Source organism: Salmonella sp. SA14318, from assembly GCF_029866905.1.
GTDB classification, from domain to species: domain Bacteria; phylum Pseudomonadota; class Gammaproteobacteria; order Enterobacterales; family Enterobacteriaceae; genus Salmonella; species Salmonella enterica.
The window spans coordinates 2,186,056-2,202,421 of the sequence record NZ_CP123282.1 but is presented as its reverse complement, the minus strand read 5'-3'; the positions used below and the strand labels follow the sequence as shown (position 1 = coordinate 2,202,421).

Here is a 16,366-nt window from a genome sequence, read left to right as displayed (position 1 = left end):
CTTCGATAATACCCACAATGAAGTAAAGGGTTCGTTTCCGAATAGAGAAAAATTTGAATTTTACCCGTCAGGTAAATAGCTCAAACTTTCTTCGCCCTTAACTCATATATATTATATAAAAGCCAGCCTAATGTTAATTAATATCATTCATTATTACACAAAAATGAATATTCATATTTTAACACTGGCTATTTTTGTATGCTTTTTAAACAATGTCATAATAACAGGTGAACGTAATGGATCGTTGCGAGGAAGAACGGTTAATCGAAGTTCCTGTCTCCCGGAGAAAGCTAATTCAGGCTGGGGCAACAACAGGACTAATGGCCGCAGTGGGAGGATTATCATTACCATTCAGTTTCACAAGTCAAGCCGCGAACAAAACCGCTATCGTCGAAGATAAGGCCGTCTGGAGTTCCTGCACAGTAAACTGTGGAAGTCGCTGCCTGCTTCGATTGCATGTAAAAGATGATTCTGTTTATTGGGTAGAATCTGATACCACAGGCAACGATGAGTACGGAAACCATCAGGTCCGGGCCTGCCTTCGTGGACGCTCCATTCGTCGTCGTATGAATCATCCTGATCGATTGAAATATCCCATGAAACGCGTTGGTAAGCGTGGTGAAGGTAAATTTGAGCGGATATCCTGGGATGAAGCACTGGATACTATCGCGGATAATCTGAAACGAATTATTGCAAACTATGGCAATGAAGCAGTACATGTTATTTACGCCACAGGTGTCGCTGGCGGAAATATTACTAAATCATCAATGCCCTTCCGCCTGATGAATTCCTGCGGTGGCTTTTTAGGTCGTTACGGTACCTATAGTACTGCACAAATCACAGCGGGCATGAATTATCTCTATGGTGGCAGAAGCGGAAACAGCCCGGATGATATCGCTAATACTAAATTGGTTGTAATGTTCGGAAACAATCCAGCCGAAACACGTATGAGCGGCGGTGGTGTTACCTATTATGTTGAACAAGCGCGCGAACGCTCCAATGCGCGGATGATCGTTATCGATCCTCGCTACAACGATACCGCAGCCGGACGAGAAGATGAATGGTTACCCATTCGTCCTGGAACGGACGCCGCCTTAGCTGCAGCACTTGCCTGGGTTCTCATCACCGAAGATATGGTCGATAAACCTTTCCTTGATAAATATTGTGTAGGCTATGACGAGGTTACGTTACCAGCAAGCGCACCAAAAAATGGTCATTATAAAGCTTATATACTCGGCGACGGTCCGGATGGTATAGCAAAAACACCTGAGTGGGCAGCTCAAATCACAGGTATTCCGACAGACAAAATTATTAAGCTGGCGCGTGAGATTGGCCAGGCGAAACCAGCCTATATTTGCCAGGGATGGGGGCCACAGCGTCAATCAAACGGAGAACAAACGTCAAGAGCCATTGCAATGCTCGCCATTTTGACCGGCAATGTCGGTATTTCTGGCGGCAACTCTGGCGATCGAGAAGGCACCTTTGATCTCGGTGTTGAAATGTTTTCCCCTCTAAAAAATCCTGTTAAAACTGAAATATCCTCCTTTACCTGGACCGAAGCTATTGAGCGCGGAACTGAAATGATCTCTACTCGTGATGGCGTACGAGGTAAAGACAAACTGGATGTGCCAATAAAATTCATGTGGTGCTACGCCAGCAACACGCTGATAAATCAGAACAGCAATATTAGTCGCACACATGATATTTTGCAGGATGAAAATAAGTGCGAAATGATTGTCTGCATTGACCATTTCATGACTGCCTCAGCAAAATATAGCGATATTTTACTCCCTGACCTGATGCCTACTGAGCAGGAAGATCTTATCCCGCATGAAGAGGCCGGGAATATGGCATATGTTATTCTGGGACAACCATCAACATCGCCAAAATTTGAACGCAAGCCTATTTACTGGACAATGAGTGAAATAGCAAAACGCCTTGGACCTGATGTTTACCAGACTTTTACCGAAGGCCGTACACAACATGAATGGGTTCAATATCTTTGCGCCAAAACGAAAGAACGTCATCCCGATATGCCGGATTATGAAGAGATGAAAACTGCAGGTATTTATAAACTTAAATGTCCGGATGAGCATGTTGTCGCATATAAGGATTTTCGCAAAGACCCTATCTCCAATCCCCTTAAAACACCATCGGGAAAAATAGAAATCTATTCTGAACGACTGGCCAATATCGCAAAAACATGGGAACTGAAGCCTGATGAAGTCATCGATCCTTTACCCATTTACACTCCAGGCTTTAATGGCTGGGAAGATCCAGCCCGTCGCGAGTATCCATTGCAAATGACCGGGTTCCACTTTAAAGGCCGCGTGCATTCCAGCTACGGCAATATTGATGTTCTGAAACAGGCCTGCCGACAGGAGATTTGGATAAACCCTATTGATGCCCGGGATCGCGGAATCAAAAACGGAGACACCGTTCGGGTATTTAATCAGTATGGCCAGACGTTGATTCCCGCAAAAGTCACACCTCGTATCATGCCTGGCGTTACTGCTATGGGCGAGGGAATGTGGCTGAATGCCGATATGTTTGGTGACAAAGTCGACCACGGTGGCTCAATTAACATTCTGACAACACATCGCACTTCACCGCTGGCAAAAGCTAATCCTTCGCACAGTAATCTCGTTCAGGTCGAAAAGGTATAAGGAGTAACCGATGACAACCCAGTATGGATTTTTTATTGATTCCAGCCGTTGCACCGGTTGTAAAACCTGCGAACTGGCCTGCAAAGACTACAAAGATTTGACCCCGGATGTCAGCTTCCGCCGCATTTATGAGTATGCGGGTGGTGACTGGCAGGAGAATAACGGCGTCTGGCATCAGAATGTCTTTGCCTATTATCTCTCCATTTCGTGCAACCATTGTGCCGACCCGGCATGTACCAAAGTCTGTCCGAGCGGAGCAATGCACAAAAGGGAAGATGGTTTTGTCGTGGTGAATGAGGAGGTCTGTATTGGCTGTCGCTATTGCCATATGGCCTGTCCATATGGCGCGCCACAGTACAACGCGGCCAAAGGTCATATGACCAAGTGCGACGGCTGTTACGACCGGGTGGCGGAAGGCAAAAAACCTATCTGCGTCGAATCCTGTCCGCTGCGAGCGCTGGACTTTGGTCCTATCGACGAGCTGCGCAAAAAACATGGCGATCTGGCGGCGGTAGCGCCATTGCCGGGTGCGCACTTCACCAAACCGAGCATAGTGATTAAACCCAATGCCAATGCACGTCCGTGTGGCGATACCACTGGCTATCTGGCCAATCCGAAGGAGGTGTAAAATGGGAAATGGATGGCATGAATGGCCGCTGGTACTGTTTACGGTACTGGGACAGTGTGTCGCGGGTGCGCTGGTTGTCAGCGGACTTGGTTGGCTGGCGGAAAAAAACGATCCGCCCGCCAGGCAGCGTATTGTACGCGGTATGTTTTTTCTTTGGGTGGTGATGGGGCTGGGCTTTCTGGCGTCAATCATGCATCTGGGTTCACCCATGCGGGCGTTCAACTCGCTCAACCGCGTCGGCGCGTCCGGATTAAGTAATGAAATTGCCGCAGGGTCGATCTTTTTCGCTGTCGGCGGTTTCTGGTGGCTGGTGGCCGTTCTGGGGAAAATGCCAGAAACGCTTGGTAAACTCTGGCTGCTGATCAGTATGGTGCTCGGTATCATCTTCATCCTGGCGATGACCCGCGTTTATCAGATTGAAACCGTCCCCACCTGGTATACTGGCTATACGACTCTCGCCTTTTTTCTGACTGCATTCCTCGGCGGCCCACTGTTTGCCGCACTCCTGTTCCAGGCATCCAGAGTCCCCTTTAACAGCACGATATTTTCCAGCATCAGCTTACTTGCTCTATTGGTCTGTATTGCTGTCATCGCGTTACAGGGTATGGCTCTGGCCAGCATTCATAGCTCAGTACAGCAGGCCAGCAGTCTGATACCGGATTATGCTGTATTGCAGGTCTGCCGTGTGGCACTTCTTGTCATCGGCCTGGGCTGCTGGATCTGCCCATTGGTACGTCGCAAAGAGCCACATATTGTTGGGTTACTACTGGGTCTTATCCTGGTGCTTGGCGGCGAAATTTTAGGCCGCGGCCTGTTTTATGGGCTACATATGACTGTCGGTATGGCAGTGGCAGGTTAACAAATTAGTGCGGGGGAACCCGCACTTTACGGAATGGTTTTATGACTGATTTCACACAATGTGACAATTTTTCCATGACGGCACGCGTACTGGGCGCCCTCTTTTACTTTGCGCCAGAGAGTGCTGAAGCCTCTCCGCTGGTTTCAGCATTCACATCTGATGAATGGCAAACACAATGGCCGCTGCCGTCGGAGGAGTTGCCTCAACTGGCAAGAATGTTTAAAGATGGCGGCGATGACTCTCTTACTGAGTCCTTTCAGCGTTTATTTATCGGGCCTTATGCCTTACCGTCACCGCCATGGGGCTCCGTCTGGCTGGATCGTGAGAACGTTTTATTTGGTGAATCCACACTGGCGCTGCGCCAGTGGATGCGGGAGAACAGTATTCAGTTCGAGATGCAGCAAAATGAGCCAGAAGATCACTTTGGTTCTTTATTACTGATGGCGGCCTGGCTTGCAGAGCAGCGTCGACACAGCGAATGTGAACAGTTACTGGCATGGCATCTGTTCCCATGGTCATCCCGTTTCCTCGGGGTGTTCATTGAGAATGCCGGACATCCTTTTTATCTGGCTTTGGGAAAACTGGCGAGTTTAACACTGGCAAAGTGGCAAACCATGTTATCAATCAATACTAAAAACCTACCTCTCCACCGCTAATATTGCCTATACAGGGGGCTTTATTCAAAACAAATATTCTAATGAGGCCTCCATATTCCAGACTCACCCAGATGAATTAAGTCCTCGTCAGGACAATACACAACATAGAAAATCTTCTCCGCCACACAAGAATATGTGATTTGTTAGATCAGACGGTCATGTTGATAATTCCCCTACTGTCATTCGTCAATGACTGTGAATACTTTGCTTATCTCGGTCCCTTTTGAAGGAGAATACTATGGCTTACTTACAAATCACCCTGAATATCAGCAACCACAACCGCCCTGCCGCAGCAAATGTTTATCAAAAATATAAAGCGCCATTTTTAAATACCATTGCCGGAGCGACCTCAAAAGAATTGCTTATTCGGGATGAAGACGTGCAAGTTTTACATGGCTTTGAAACTACTGCTCAAGCGCAGGCGTATCTTACCAGTGAATTATTTACAAAAGACGTTGTGGAAGAATTGAAGCCTTTTCTGAACCAGGCACCAGATATTCGCATTTATTATGTGATCTGAATACACAATCCTCTAATATAAAACAGGAACAGATATGCTTTCAAACTGGAATGAGTATCGTAGTGGCCTGCTGGCTGCCATTGGTAAATTTGCCACATTGCAGCCGGAGTTCATGAAAGGCTTTCAGCAAATGGACAAGGGGACTTTAGAAAATGGGCATCTGGATCCCAAAACACAGGAATTGATTGCGCTGGCCGTGGCGGTTACTACCCGTTGCGATGGTTGTCTGGCAGTGCACGTCGATGCGGCCGTGAAACATGGCGCAACCCGGGAAGAGATTTCTGAAGCATTGTCCGTGGCTATAAAAATGAACACTGGGGCAGCCCTCACCTACACAGCACGCGCACTGGATGTGTACGACAACCTGCCGAATAAATAACGGTATCTCTGCTCTAAGCTACCGCCATTTTAGGGGAAATGGATGGTACTATCCGTAATTTAGTGCAACCGTTTTTCCTTGAATACGCCAGTAATACTGTCAGGAAAGTACAGTTTCAACTTTAGCAGGAGATGGTCAGAAGAAGAAACTGGCGCTGCAAGCCGCGCCAGTTCTGAGTTTGGCAGTGGTTACCTTTCATCAAAAGGTAACCAGTACGCATCAGTGCTTCACGATATACATTGTACGGCTATAGGCCACATCTTCCGGGTTAGTAATGGGGTATCCCTTTACCCACGGTTTAATTAACCGGCCATTGGTATACTGATAAATAGGCGCTATAGGCGCTTGTTCCGTTAAAATTTTCTCCGCTGCATTGTAATCCGCGTTACGCGCTTCGGCGGTATTTTCCATCGTCGCTTGCGTCAGGATTTTGTCATAAGTCGGATTACTAAAGCGTGAAATATTCCCTGTATGCGTGGACGTTAATAAGGATAAGAAAGTCGACGGTTCGTTGTAATCACCCACCCAGGAGGCGCGAATAACATCAAAATTACCGGTATTCCGGCTGTCGATATACGTTTTCCACTCCTGGTTTTGCAATTTCACATCCACCCCCAGATTTTTCTTCCACATTGACGCCACCGCAATCGCGATTTTCTGATGGTTTTCTGAGGTATTGTAAAGCAGAGTTAATTTAAGCGGCTTCTGCGATCCGTAGCCTGCTGCACGCAGCAATGTTTTCGCCTGGGCGTTAAGTTCTTCCTGACTCATTTGTTCAAACGGTGAAGGATCGGGCTTAAATCCTGCCGTGACATCCGGTGTAAAATGCCAGGCCGGTTTTTCACCGGTACCTAAGACTTTTTCCGCCATCAAACGGCGATCAATGGTCATACTTAGCGCCAGACGAACGCGGGAATCCGCCGTCGGCCCTTTCTGCGTGTTAAACGCATAATAATAAGTCCCTAATTGCGGCGGCGTATAAACTTGCCCTGGAATATCCTTTAATAATTTCTGGTACATATTTTTAGGGAAAGATTCGGTGATATCAATATCACCGGCAAGATAACGTTTCGTCGCAGCCGATTCCTGGTTAATGGGTAAAAATGTCACTTTTTGCAGTACCGTTTTCGCGTTATCCCAGTAATGCGTATTAGGCACGACCACCAGTTTTTCATTTACCACGCGCTCTTTAAGCACATACGCGCCATTGCCAATCAGTTTTCCCGGCTTCATCCAGTCTTTGCCGCTTTCAACATTCGCTTTTTGGACCGGATAAAAGGCAAAACTGGCGGTCAGACTGGCAAACCAGGGCAACGGCTTGTCAAGCTGAACACGCAAAGTGTGCGCGTCCACGGCACTAACGCCAAGCTGATCCGGCGTGACTTTACCGTCGATAATGGCTTGCGCATTAGTGATGCCAGCCAGCGCGGCAAACCAGGCGAAGGGGGAAAGCGTTTTGGGATCAACGAGGCGTTGCCAGCTATAGACAAAATCCTGGGCGGTCACCGGCGTTCCATCGGCCCATTGCGCATCATCCCGCAACGTAAACGTCCAGATACGATTATCATTGCTCTTCCACTGGCTGGCGACGCCAGGGATAATTTCACCCTTTTCGTTCTGGTTAACCAGCCCTTCAAACAGATCGCGGATCACCTGAATTTCAGGCAGCCCAACGGCTTTCGCTGGATCTAACGAAGCGGGCTCATCTTTGATATGACGCACCAGTTCTTGTTTTTCTGCCAGTACCGTTCCGCCGGGAACATCCGCAGCATATGCCAGGGAAAAGCTGCTAACCAACAGCGCACAACAGGTTACTGAAACAGAATGCCTCATAGAAGTTCCTCAAAGATGAGTTAAATGACAACGTAATTATTTGTTTCAGCAGAAAGAAATGCAATTATCTTCCGCCAGAAAGTTGATATCGCGCCATACAAGAGGGTAAATAGAAACCATTTGATAATCGGCGGGTTTTACACAACACTACGATGATTACCCTACTGGTCTCAGCTTCGGGAAACGCGTATGACTGTCACCCGCCCCCGTGCCGAGCGCGGCGCATTTCCGCCAGGCACTGAACATTATGGACGTTCGCTACTAGGCGCGCCGCTAATCTGGTTTCCGGCGCCTGCCGCCAATCGCGAAAGCGGTCTGATACTGGCTGGCACCCACGGAGATGAAACCTCATCCGTGGTGACGCTCTCCTGTGCGTTACGCACCTTAAATCCGTCCCTTCGCCGTCATCATGTCGTACTTGCCGTTAATCCTGATGGCTGTCAACTGGGGTTAAGGGCAAATGCGAATGGCATTGATCTAAACCGTAACTTTCCCGCCGCCAACTGGAAAGCGGGTGAGACAGTTTATCGCTGGAATAGCCGCGCGCAAGAGCGTGATGTCGTGCTGCTAACCGGCGACCATCCCGGCTCAGAACCGGAAACCCAGGCGCTTTGCCAGTTAATTCATCGACTCCAACCCGCCTGGGTCGTCTCTTTTCACGATCCGCTAGCCTGCATTGAAGATCCACGTCGCAGCGAGCTAGGCGAGTGGCTGGCCGATGCGTTTGCGTTGCCGCTGGTGACCAGCGTAGGTTACGAAACGCCCGGTTCGTTTGGCAGCTGGTGCGCCGACCTCAACCTGCACTGCATTACCGCCGAGTTTCCCCCTGTTTCCGCCGATGAAGCCAGCGAAAAATACTTGCTGGCGATGTCGAATCTGCTCCGCTGGCATCCTAAAGATGGAGTTGACCCGTCGTAAAGCGTAGCGCGGGCTCAACATCAACCGCCAGCCATGTTGGGCCATCAAGATCGGCGAAGCTCACCTGCGGCATAAGCGGCAGCGCGGCGCTAATCGCTCTTGATGTACAGAGCATACAGCCCAGCATCAGGCCGAATCCTTGCTCCCTCGCCTCCGTTGCCAGCGCCAGCGCTTCGGTCAGACCGCCGGTTTTATCCAGCTTAATGTTGATCATATCGTAGCGCCCCGTCAGGGCTTTCAGACTACTGCGAGTATGGCAGCTCTCATCTGCACAGATGGGCAACGGATGAATAAAATTTTCCAGGGCGGCGTCATCCTGCGCGGGCAGCGGTTGCTCCAGCATCGCGACATTCAGATCCGCCAGTAACTGGCAACGCGCCGCCAGCCCCTCCGGACGCCACGATTCATTGGCGTCCACAATGAGCGTCGCCTCCGGCACCGCCGAGCGGATCGCCACCATACGTTCGCTAATCAGACGAGCATCGAGTTTAATTTTCAGCAACGTCGCCCCTTTTTCCCATAGTGCCGCCGCACTGGCAGCCATCTGTTCCGGCGTGCCTATCACTACCGTTTGCGCGGTAGTAAAAACCGGGGCCAGCGTCACGCCGAGCAGCCCGGCAAGGCTTTGCTGCCGCTGGCGGGCCTGCAAATCCCATAAGGCGCTATCCACCGCGTTGCGCGCCGCGCCTGCCGGCAACAGTTTCTGCAATGCTTCGCGAGTCAGCCCGTTTTCCAACTGAGGCACAATACTCATGATTTGCGCTATGACCGAGGCATCACTTTCACCATAACGTGGATATGGCGTACATTCCCCGATGCCTTTTACGCCCTCTTCTTCCAGTTCGACAACGACAACATGCGCTTCGCTTCGGCTACCACGCGCAATAACAAAAGGCGTATGTAACGGCCAGGTTTCCTCATATACCTTAACAGATCTCATCTCTTCCCCTCTGATAGCGCCGGACGCGGCTTGCTACAAATAGTATTTGCCGTGTTAATGAATAATGACTTAAACTGGATTTCGACGTTAACTATAAGTAAATAGGAACATAATTATGTCACAGACTGTACATTTCCAGGGTAACCCGGTCACCGTTGCCAACGTTATTCCGCAGGCTGGTAGCAAAGCACAGGCTTTTACTCTTGTCGCAAAAGATTTGTCTGACGTTTCCCTCAGCCAATATGCAGGCAAACGCAAAGTGCTGAATATTTTCCCAAGCATTGATACTGGCGTATGCGCCGCATCAGTTCGTAAGTTTAATCAACTGGCCACAGAAGTGGAGAATACCGTCGTATTGTGCGTTTCTGCTGACCTGCCTTTTGCACAGTCGCGTTTTTGCGGCGCGGAAGGCCTGAGCAACGTTATTACGCTTTCCACTCTGCGTAATAACGAGTTTCTGAAAAACTACGGCGTCGAAATCGTTGACGGCCCGCTGAAAGGTTTGGCGGCGCGCGCAGTCATCGTGCTTGACGAAAACGACAACGTTATTTTCAGCCAGTTGGTGGATGAAATCACCCACGAGCCGGATTACGACGCCGCGCTTAATGTCCTGAAGGCATAAGCCGGCGCCTGCTGGCGCTACGTTTGTCAGTGCTACAGGCGGTGCTCTTTTGTCACAAGAAGGCCTCTATCCGGAGGCCTTCTTTTTTTCTACTCTTCACCCTTCTTCTGGCTCAGACCATATTCACGCAGCTTATTGGCAATCGCGGTATGCGATACCCCCAACCGTTTCGCCAGTTTACGCGTACTCGGATAGCTACGATAAAGCTGGGTCAGGACAGAACGTTCAAAACGACTGGTAATGTCATCCAGCGAGCCTTCCATCGCATCCTCGCCGACTGCCACCGTCGCGGCATCGTAGTCAGGCAGCAGGATATCCTGCGGACGCAGCTCATACCCTTCCAGTTGCGTCAGCGCCCGGTAAATCGCATTTTTAAGCTGGCGAACGTTACCCGGCCAGCCGTAACGAGTGAGGACCGTACTCAGATCGGCAGACAGTTTCGGTCGCGGAACGCCCTGTTCGTCGGCAAAACGCGCCACGAACAGTTCGGTCAACGGCATAATATCCTGCGGACAATCGCGCAACGGTGGCAAATTAAGCGTCAGAACGTTAAGTCGATAATAGAGATCTTCGCGGAACAGTCCTTTTTGCACCAGCTCCACCAGATTTTTCTGCGTGGCGCAGATAACGCGGACATCAACATGAATTTCGTGATCTTCGCCGACGCGACGGAACGTACCATCGTTGAGAAAACGTAGCAGCTTCGCCTGCATACGCGGCGACATTTCTCCAATTTCATCCAGCAGCACCGAACCGCCATTCGCCTGTTCAAAAAAGCCTTTTTTACCTTCCGGCGCATGGCCAAATAGTTCGCTTTCTACCGCATCTTCCGGGATTGAAGCGCAGTTGAGCGCCAGATACGGCTTCGCTGAACGAGGGCTTGCCTGATGACAGGCATAGGCGAAAAGATCTTTGCCGGTTCCCGTATCGCCGGTAATCAGCAGCGGCGCGCTGAGCATCGCCAGTTTGCGCGCCTGCTCAACGACGTGCTTCATCTTTGCGCTCACGGCAATAATCTGACTAAACGCGCTCAGATCCTGCGTGGACAAATTCTGTAGCTGCTGCCCCATACGAATCGTGGAACGCAACATCACGACCGCCCCGGTCAACACGTATTCGTCATTTTCGTTTTGTAAATGTACCGGCGTAATCTCCATCAGGAAGTTTTGCCCGTTGATCACGACATGTTCGTTATGGGAGCTTTGCGGGTTACCGTCCAGCCAGCGCTGAAAATTGAAGCCGTTGATTAATTGTGCGGCGGTATGGTGCCGCATTCGCTCCTGGCTCTGGGCAAAAAGCTGACAACTCGCCGGGTTCGCCATCTCCACTTTACTCTTCATATCCAATGAGAGCACCGGCTCCGGCAACGCCTCAAGCAGCGCGCTCAGGGCCAGATGTTCACGTTCAGACGGCATCCAGGGAACGGTACGGACATCCGTTACGCCGGAAATACGGCGGATTTCGGCCATCAGGCTGCTGAAGTCGGTGAATTCCAGCTCAGCAAAATTAAGATAAATTCGCCCAATGGGATCAATCTCGATTCCGCGTAAATCAATGCTACGTAACACCAGTAAATCAAGTAATTCGCGGGTCAGACCAAGTCGGTCTTCACAAAAGACTTCCAGACGCATGGGAACCTTCACCTGAATAATGAACCATTAAATAGATGATAAGACACTATTCGGCTGGCAGGAAGGATTCTGTCAACAAATATTGACAGCATGACGGAAAAACGGGCGCTGCGGCGTAAAGCCAGGCCGTCAGCGCCATGTGAAAGGTCATTTCTCAGGCGACGACTTACTCTTTTGCAGCGTCTCTTTTAGCTGACCGATAAGCTGACGACGAAAATCACCGAGACGTGGTTTATCGTTATCGATCCACGGCAATGGTCGACATAGCTCCATCGCTTTTATTCCCAGTCGAGCGGTAAGGAGACCTGCGCCAATCCCCTGCGCCGCGCGCGTGGACAGACGTGCGGCCAGATCCTGAGACATCCAGTCCATACCGACTTCACGCACCAGCTCACTGGCTCCCGCGAACGCGATATTCAGCAACACCAGACGGAACAGACGAAGTCGGCTGTAATAACCAAGTTCAATGCCATACAGCGTTGCGATACGGTTAATCAGGCGTAAATTACGCCAGGCAATAAACGCCATATCCACCAACGCTAACGGGCTGACGGCGATCATCAGAGTCGATTCCGCGGCGAAACGGCTAATCTCACGTCGCGCCTGCGCGTCAAGTACCGGCTGTACCAGATGCGCATACAAACCGACGATTTCCCTGTCGTTTTGCGTTTCGTGAATAGCGGCATACCAACGTTGTAATGCCGGATGTGATTGATCAATCCCCGCCTGCTGCGCCAGTTTTTCGCAAAATGCGCGACCTTTCCCGACGCTATGGCTATGTAACAGTTCACGCGCTTCATCGCGTTCATGCGCCCGTTGACGCAAGCGCCATAATCGCCGCCACTCCGTGACCACCGATCCCACGCCAGCGCCAACGATCAGCGCGCCTGCGGCACAGCCGCCTAAAGCGACCCAGTCCTGAGTTTGCCAGGCATTCATTGTCCACTGTACGCCTTGCCCGACCACGCTCGCGCCAAACAGCGCCAGCCCTCCCATCACCATTTTACGCCACAGACTGCGTTTGGGGCGCAGCGCGGCATCGACCGCCGCTTCTGCCACGCCTTCGTCTTCCGGGCGCTCATCGATAGCCGCAGGCGCAAATGTACGCGACTCCGCTTCGCTGAAAGTTTGCTGCGCTTTGAAGGCCGACGTAGGTTCCTCCTTTAGCGGTTCTGCAAAATCAATACGCGGTTTTAACGGTTCGCTCATCGCAGCTTATCTCCTATTAAAAACTCCAGCGCAGCGTCCAGACGAATATGCGGTAACGGTTTATCAACATCCATCACCTGCGGACGAAAAGCTTCGAACTGAAAACCCTGACTATCCCAAAACGCTTGCCCCGGCAAACGCGAAGGCACTTCGCCGGGGTACACGGTTAACGGCGCGCCGTCACTCAAACGGTTTCCACGTAAAGCCGGGATTTTTTCGCCGTTGACCTCAATCACGCCGCTGGTGGTCGCCTGTACCGACGCCAGCCCCAGGCAATCCATACTAATGCCTTCAAACGCGGCATTTTGCCAGGCATCCTGAATAAGCTGCTGGAGCAAGGCCACCATATTGGCATGTTGGTCGAGGGTGACATGGTCGGCTTTCGTCGCGGCGAACAGCAATTTATCAATCACCGGCGAAAACAAGCGGCGAAACAGAGTCCGCTGGCCATAGTGAAAACTTTGCATCAGCTGCGTTAAAGCGAGACGCATATCATTAAACGCCTGCGGCCCGCTATTAAGCGGTTGCAGACAGTCGACCAGCACAATCTGGCGATCAAAGCGTAGAAAATGATTTTTGTAGAACCCCTTGACCACTTTTTCGCAATAGTAGTTAAAGCGTTCGCGCAGCATTCCAGCGTTGGTCTGTTTATCCGCCTGCGCCAGTTTTGACTCGCCGAAGGCGTCCACATCCGGCCACGGGAAAAACTGCAACGCTGGCGCGCCCGCCATATCGCCCGGCAAAACAAACCGTCCAGGCTGAATAAAGTGCAATCCCTGCGATTTACACTGATGCAAATAATCCGTCCAGGCGGCGGCAATCTCCGCCAGCCGGTTTTCATCGGCGGGCGCCAGCGGATCGAGCCCGTCGCAAAGTTGCCGCCATTTTGCGGCCCACTCAGCGCGTTGCCCTTGTAACAAGCCGTTCATCTGACGGGACCAGCTTAAATAATCCTGAGCCAGCATGGGCAGATCGAGTAACCATTCCCCTGGATAGTCCACAATCTCCAGATACAATGTCGAGGTATCTTTAAAATGGCGCAGCAGCGAGTCGTTTGAGCGATAGCGCAACGCCAGCCGAATCTCACTGACGCCGCGCGTCGGTGTGGGCCAGGCGGGAGGATTGCCATAAAGCTGAAGTATCCCCTCGTCGTAGGTAAAACGGGGAATACCAAAATCACGTTGAGGCACACGCTTTACGCCAAGCAGGCGTTCTTCACGTACCGCGCTGAGCAACGGTAAGCGCGCGCCCGCGTGGACATTAAGCAACTGGTTAACCATCGCCGTGATAAACGCCGTTTTGCCGCTGCGGCTCAACCCGGTTACGGCAAGACGCAAATGCCTGTCTACCCCACGATTGACCAGCGCGTTGAGTTCAGTTTTAAGTCGCTTCATTGACATCCTGTTGAGCCTGAAGAGAAGAAAAAATAATAACGAGCCTGCGTTATAGATATGTGCAAAAACGTTATTATCAACTACCCGGAGAGATCAACAACGGCGCATTAAGCGCCGCGGTTAGTATGAGTATTGAGCAATAGATTATCTATTTTTTTACTTTCGGCATATCAAGACGACTGATGCCGCCCATATTCATCGCGTGCGTATACCCCATATCAAGCAACATTTGTTTTGCCATGCCCGACTGTCGTCCGGAGTTGCAATATAACTTTACCGTATCGTTCCTTTCTGGAACTACCGTTTCGATATGAGATTTAATCTCCTTCAATGGGATATTAATCGCGCCCTGAATATGCTCACGCTGATATTGTTCCGGAATGCGGACATCTATCCAGTATTCTGCGGCATAAAGCGGCATGGCTACGAATAACGCTAACGCAAATATTCCTTTTTTCAACATACTTCCGTCCTGACACGCAATGTATTTCGCACACACTATACGCCAGAGCTTAACGAAATATTATGACCAGACTCGCTATTTGTAACGCTGCGAAATTTTATTCGCCGCCTTACGAAGTACTGGCTCCAGCGCAAACGCCAGCAACATTTTTAGCGGACGACGGGCGACGGATTTTACCGCCCATCCCGCCACGCCGGCAGGCCCGTAGCGTAACGCGGTCAACAGAACCAGCTTACCTGCTATTTTGAAGCCGGGCTTCACCTTCTGCCCGGCGCGTTGCCAGCGAGTATTCATCTTCACCTTCCCGATATATCACTTACAGTTGACGGAAACGACTACGCAGTGTGAACGTATCTGACGTGACGTAGCGTTCCATTTCTCGCAAACGCTTTTCGCCTGCGGCAAGCTCTCTGTCTACGGTATCCAGCAGTTCGCCGCTGGTCGGCTGCGGTTTGCCTGCGGCCAGATTATCCGGCATAGGGTCCAGTACAAAAGACAGAACGATATAGGCCACTACGGTAAAAAACGCCAGCCCAAAGAAAATCGACAGCACGACCAGAATACGCACCAGTTTTACCGGTACATCAAGGTAGTCGGCGATCCCGGCGCAAACGCCACGTACCATGCCCTTTTGCGGCATACGCCATAGTTTTTTATTCAGATTGATTCCACCCATTAGCGCTCTCTCCAGTTCGGATGCTCTGCATCAAGAATGTCTTCCAGCGCCTGAATGCGCTCGCGCATACGTTGCGCATCGTCTGTGAGTTGCAGTAAGCGTTGCTGCTCGCTTTGCGACAGTTCTCCTCGACCGGCGCGGTTGCTGTAATGCAGCCACAGCCAAATCGGTAACACAAACAACACAAAAATGGTTAACGGGATGGCCAGAAATAGCGCGCTCATGCGTTCTCCTTACACCTAAAGCTGATGAGCGACGGCGCGTACCGGCGCCGCCATTGTCATTATTGATTATCTTGCTTCATTTTGGCTTTCAACTGCGCCAGCTGCTCGCTGATTTCATCATCGGCTTTCAGGTTGGCAAACTGTTGGTCCAGCGATTGCTGCTTACCAAAACGATGGCTTTCCGCTTCCGCTTCCATTTGATCGATACGACGTTCAAAGGATTCAAACCGTGCCATGGCTTCATCCAGTTTGCCGCTGTCAAGCTGACGACGGACATCGCGGGAAGAACTCGCCGCCTGATGACGCAGCATCAGCGCCTGCTGGCGAGCGCGTGTTTCGCTGAGTTTGTTTTCCAGCTCGCCAATCTCTTTCTTCATGCGCGCCAGCGTGTCATCCACCAGCGTGACTTCCTGTTCAAGCGTAGCAATTAAATCGGTCAGCTTTTGTTTTTCAATCAATGCGGCGCGCGCCAGATCGTCTTTATCTTTGCGCAGAGCCAGTTCCGCTTTTTCCTGCCACTCGGTCTGCTGAACCGTGGCCTGTTCAATGCGACGGGATAACTGTTTCTTTTCCGCTAAAGCACGCGCGGAGTTCGAGCGAACCTCCACCAGCGTATCTTCCATCTCCTGAATCATCAGGCGCACCAGCTTCTGCGGATCTTCCGCTTTTTCCAACAACGCATTGATATTGGCGTTCACGATGTCGGCAAAACGAGAAAAAATACCCATAATTCAATCCTCACATAATG

General features: G+C 50.8%; 18 protein-coding genes. 8 read left to right on the top strand and 10 right to left on the bottom strand.

The features are described 5' to 3' along the window. Positions 1 to 236: 236 nt before the first annotated feature. The 6 genes from QEN32_RS10550 to QEN32_RS10525 all read left to right on the top strand — a co-directional run bounded on the left by QEN32_RS10550 (position 237) and on the right by QEN32_RS10525 (position 5,708). The gene (locus tag QEN32_RS10550) at positions 237 to 2,666 is read left to right on the top strand and encodes a DMSO/selenate family reductase complex A subunit (protein ID WP_265322089.1); all 2,430 of its coding nucleotides are present in this window, start codon (positions 237 to 239) and stop codon (positions 2,664 to 2,666) included. A 10-nt stretch (positions 2,667 to 2,676) separates the two neighbouring features. Continuing rightward, positions 2,677 to 3,294 (top strand): DMSO/selenate family reductase complex B subunit, encoded by a 618-nt coding sequence (locus QEN32_RS10545; protein ID WP_023182218.1) that lies wholly within the window; start codon positions 2,677 to 2,679, stop codon positions 3,292 to 3,294. A gap of 1 nt (position 3,295) precedes the next feature. Continuing rightward, the gene (locus QEN32_RS10540; RefSeq protein ID WP_023182219.1) at positions 3,296 to 4,153 is read left to right on the top strand and encodes a dimethyl sulfoxide reductase anchor subunit family protein; all 858 of its coding nucleotides are present in this window, start codon (positions 3,296 to 3,298) and stop codon (positions 4,151 to 4,153) included. Positions 4,154 to 4,194: 41 nt separating this feature from the next. Next, entirely contained in the window at positions 4,195 to 4,809 is a 615-nt protein-coding gene (gene dmsD / locus QEN32_RS10535; RefSeq protein WP_000129294.1) for a Tat proofreading chaperone DmsD, read from the top strand. Between the two features lie 238 nt (positions 4,810 to 5,047). Further along, positions 5,048 to 5,329, top strand: coding sequence for a hypothetical protein (locus tag QEN32_RS10530; protein WP_000323820.1), 282 nt, complete (start codon positions 5,048 to 5,050; stop codon positions 5,327 to 5,329). Positions 5,330 to 5,363: 34 nt separating this feature from the next. Further along, complete coding sequence (locus tag QEN32_RS10525) at positions 5,364 to 5,708, top strand: carboxymuconolactone decarboxylase family protein (RefSeq protein WP_000950636.1); 345 nt, start codon at positions 5,364 to 5,366, stop codon at positions 5,706 to 5,708. Between the two features lie 219 nt (positions 5,709 to 5,927). Here the strand turns inward: QEN32_RS10525 and QEN32_RS10520 are convergent, their stop codons facing one another. Continuing rightward, positions 5,928 to 7,541 (bottom strand): peptide ABC transporter substrate-binding protein, encoded by a 1,614-nt coding sequence (locus QEN32_RS10520; RefSeq protein ID WP_265322088.1) that lies wholly within the window; start codon positions 7,539 to 7,541, stop codon positions 5,928 to 5,930. Between the two features lie 189 nt (positions 7,542 to 7,730). Here QEN32_RS10520 and mpaA point away from each other — a divergent pair, with 189 nt between their 5' ends. Continuing rightward, the gene (gene mpaA / locus QEN32_RS10515) at positions 7,731 to 8,459 is read left to right on the top strand and encodes a murein tripeptide amidase MpaA (protein ID WP_000219107.1); all 729 of its coding nucleotides are present in this window, start codon (positions 7,731 to 7,733) and stop codon (positions 8,457 to 8,459) included. Here mpaA and ycjG read toward each other — a convergent pair. Then, positions 8,434 to 9,399, bottom strand: coding sequence for an L-Ala-D/L-Glu epimerase (ycjG, locus tag QEN32_RS10510; RefSeq protein WP_265322087.1), 966 nt, complete (start codon positions 9,397 to 9,399; stop codon positions 8,434 to 8,436). The two genes, mpaA and ycjG, sit on opposite strands and share 26 nt — an antisense overlap. 115 nt (positions 9,400 to 9,514) lie before the next feature. Here ycjG and tpx point away from each other — a divergent pair, with 115 nt between their 5' ends. Beyond that, entirely contained in the window at positions 9,515 to 10,021 is a 507-nt protein-coding gene (gene tpx, locus QEN32_RS10505; protein ID WP_000084401.1) for a thiol peroxidase, read from the top strand. Positions 10,022 to 10,110: 89 nt separating this feature from the next. Here tpx and tyrR read toward each other — a convergent pair whose 3' ends face one another. From tyrR to pspA, 8 genes are all read right to left on the bottom strand, one after another. Continuing rightward, positions 10,111 to 11,652, bottom strand: a complete 1,542-nt coding sequence (tyrR, locus tag QEN32_RS10500; protein WP_001235493.1) for a transcriptional regulator TyrR — start codon at positions 11,650 to 11,652, stop codon at positions 10,111 to 10,113. A 147-nt stretch (positions 11,653 to 11,799) separates the two neighbouring features. Beyond that, a complete protein-coding gene (locus QEN32_RS10495; RefSeq protein WP_001294472.1) occupies positions 11,800 to 12,861 on the bottom strand; it encodes a TIGR01620 family protein in 1,062 nt (353 codons plus the stop codon). Continuing rightward, entirely contained in the window at positions 12,858 to 14,255 is a 1,398-nt protein-coding gene (locus QEN32_RS10490) for a YcjX family protein (RefSeq protein WP_000825860.1), read from the bottom strand. The genes QEN32_RS10495 and QEN32_RS10490 overlap by 4 nt, the downstream gene beginning before the upstream one ends. Before the next feature lie 148 nt (positions 14,256 to 14,403). Then, entirely contained in the window at positions 14,404 to 14,718 is a 315-nt protein-coding gene (gene pspE / locus QEN32_RS10485; protein WP_080190044.1) for a thiosulfate sulfurtransferase PspE, read from the bottom strand. 75 nt (positions 14,719 to 14,793) lie between these two features. Further along, on the bottom strand, positions 14,794 to 15,012 hold the full coding sequence (gene pspD / locus QEN32_RS10480; RefSeq protein ID WP_001097607.1) for a phage shock protein PspD: 219 nt from the start codon (positions 15,010 to 15,012) through the stop codon (positions 14,794 to 14,796). 22 nt (positions 15,013 to 15,034) lie between these two features. Continuing rightward, positions 15,035 to 15,394, bottom strand: coding sequence for an envelope stress response membrane protein PspC (gene pspC / locus QEN32_RS10475; protein WP_000508938.1), 360 nt, complete (start codon positions 15,392 to 15,394; stop codon positions 15,035 to 15,037). After that, complete coding sequence (gene pspB / locus QEN32_RS10470; protein WP_001274953.1) at positions 15,394 to 15,618, bottom strand: envelope stress response membrane protein PspB; 225 nt, start codon at positions 15,616 to 15,618, stop codon at positions 15,394 to 15,396. Before pspB ends, pspC begins: the two co-directional genes overlap by 1 nt. A gap of 59 nt (positions 15,619 to 15,677) precedes the next feature. Continuing rightward, a complete protein-coding gene (pspA, locus tag QEN32_RS10465) occupies positions 15,678 to 16,346 on the bottom strand; it encodes a phage shock protein PspA (RefSeq protein ID WP_000511010.1) in 669 nt (222 codons plus the stop codon). Positions 16,347 to 16,366: the final 20 nt, after the last annotated feature.

Coding starts and splice junctions, on each gene's coding strand:
- QEN32_RS10550 (WP_265322089.1), top strand. CDS start 237: ATGGATCGTTGCGAGGAAGAACGGTTAATCGAAGTTCCTGTCTCCCGG.
- QEN32_RS10545 (WP_023182218.1), top strand. CDS start 2,677: ATGACAACCCAGTATGGATTTTTTATTGATTCCAGCCGTTGCACCGGT.
- QEN32_RS10540 (WP_023182219.1), top strand. CDS start 3,296: ATGGGAAATGGATGGCATGAATGGCCGCTGGTACTGTTTACGGTACTG.
- dmsD (WP_000129294.1), top strand. CDS start 4,195: ATGACTGATTTCACACAATGTGACAATTTTTCCATGACGGCACGCGTA.
- QEN32_RS10530 (WP_000323820.1), top strand. CDS start 5,048: ATGGCTTACTTACAAATCACCCTGAATATCAGCAACCACAACCGCCCT.
- QEN32_RS10525 (WP_000950636.1), top strand. CDS start 5,364: ATGCTTTCAAACTGGAATGAGTATCGTAGTGGCCTGCTGGCTGCCATT.
- QEN32_RS10520 (WP_265322088.1), bottom strand. CDS start 7,541: ATGAGGCATTCTGTTTCAGTAACCTGTTGTGCGCTGTTGGTTAGCAGC.
- mpaA (WP_000219107.1), top strand. CDS start 7,731: ATGACTGTCACCCGCCCCCGTGCCGAGCGCGGCGCATTTCCGCCAGGC.
- ycjG (WP_265322087.1), bottom strand. CDS start 9,399: ATGAGATCTGTTAAGGTATATGAGGAAACCTGGCCGTTACATACGCCT.
- tpx (WP_000084401.1), top strand. CDS start 9,515: ATGTCACAGACTGTACATTTCCAGGGTAACCCGGTCACCGTTGCCAAC.
- tyrR (WP_001235493.1), bottom strand. CDS start 11,652: ATGCGTCTGGAAGTCTTTTGTGAAGACCGACTTGGTCTGACCCGCGAA.
- QEN32_RS10495 (WP_001294472.1), bottom strand. CDS start 12,861: ATGAGCGAACCGTTAAAACCGCGTATTGATTTTGCAGAACCGCTAAAG.
- QEN32_RS10490 (WP_000825860.1), bottom strand. CDS start 14,255: ATGAAGCGACTTAAAACTGAACTCAACGCGCTGGTCAATCGTGGGGTA.
- pspE (WP_080190044.1), bottom strand. CDS start 14,718: ATGTTGAAAAAAGGAATATTTGCGTTAGCGTTATTCGTAGCCATGCCG.
- pspD (WP_001097607.1), bottom strand. CDS start 15,012: ATGAATACTCGCTGGCAACGCGCCGGGCAGAAGGTGAAGCCCGGCTTC.
- pspC (WP_000508938.1), bottom strand. CDS start 15,394: ATGGGTGGAATCAATCTGAATAAAAAACTATGGCGTATGCCGCAAAAG.
- pspB (WP_001274953.1), bottom strand. CDS start 15,618: ATGAGCGCGCTATTTCTGGCCATCCCGTTAACCATTTTTGTGTTGTTT.
- pspA (WP_000511010.1), bottom strand. CDS start 16,346: ATGGGTATTTTTTCTCGTTTTGCCGACATCGTGAACGCCAATATCAAT.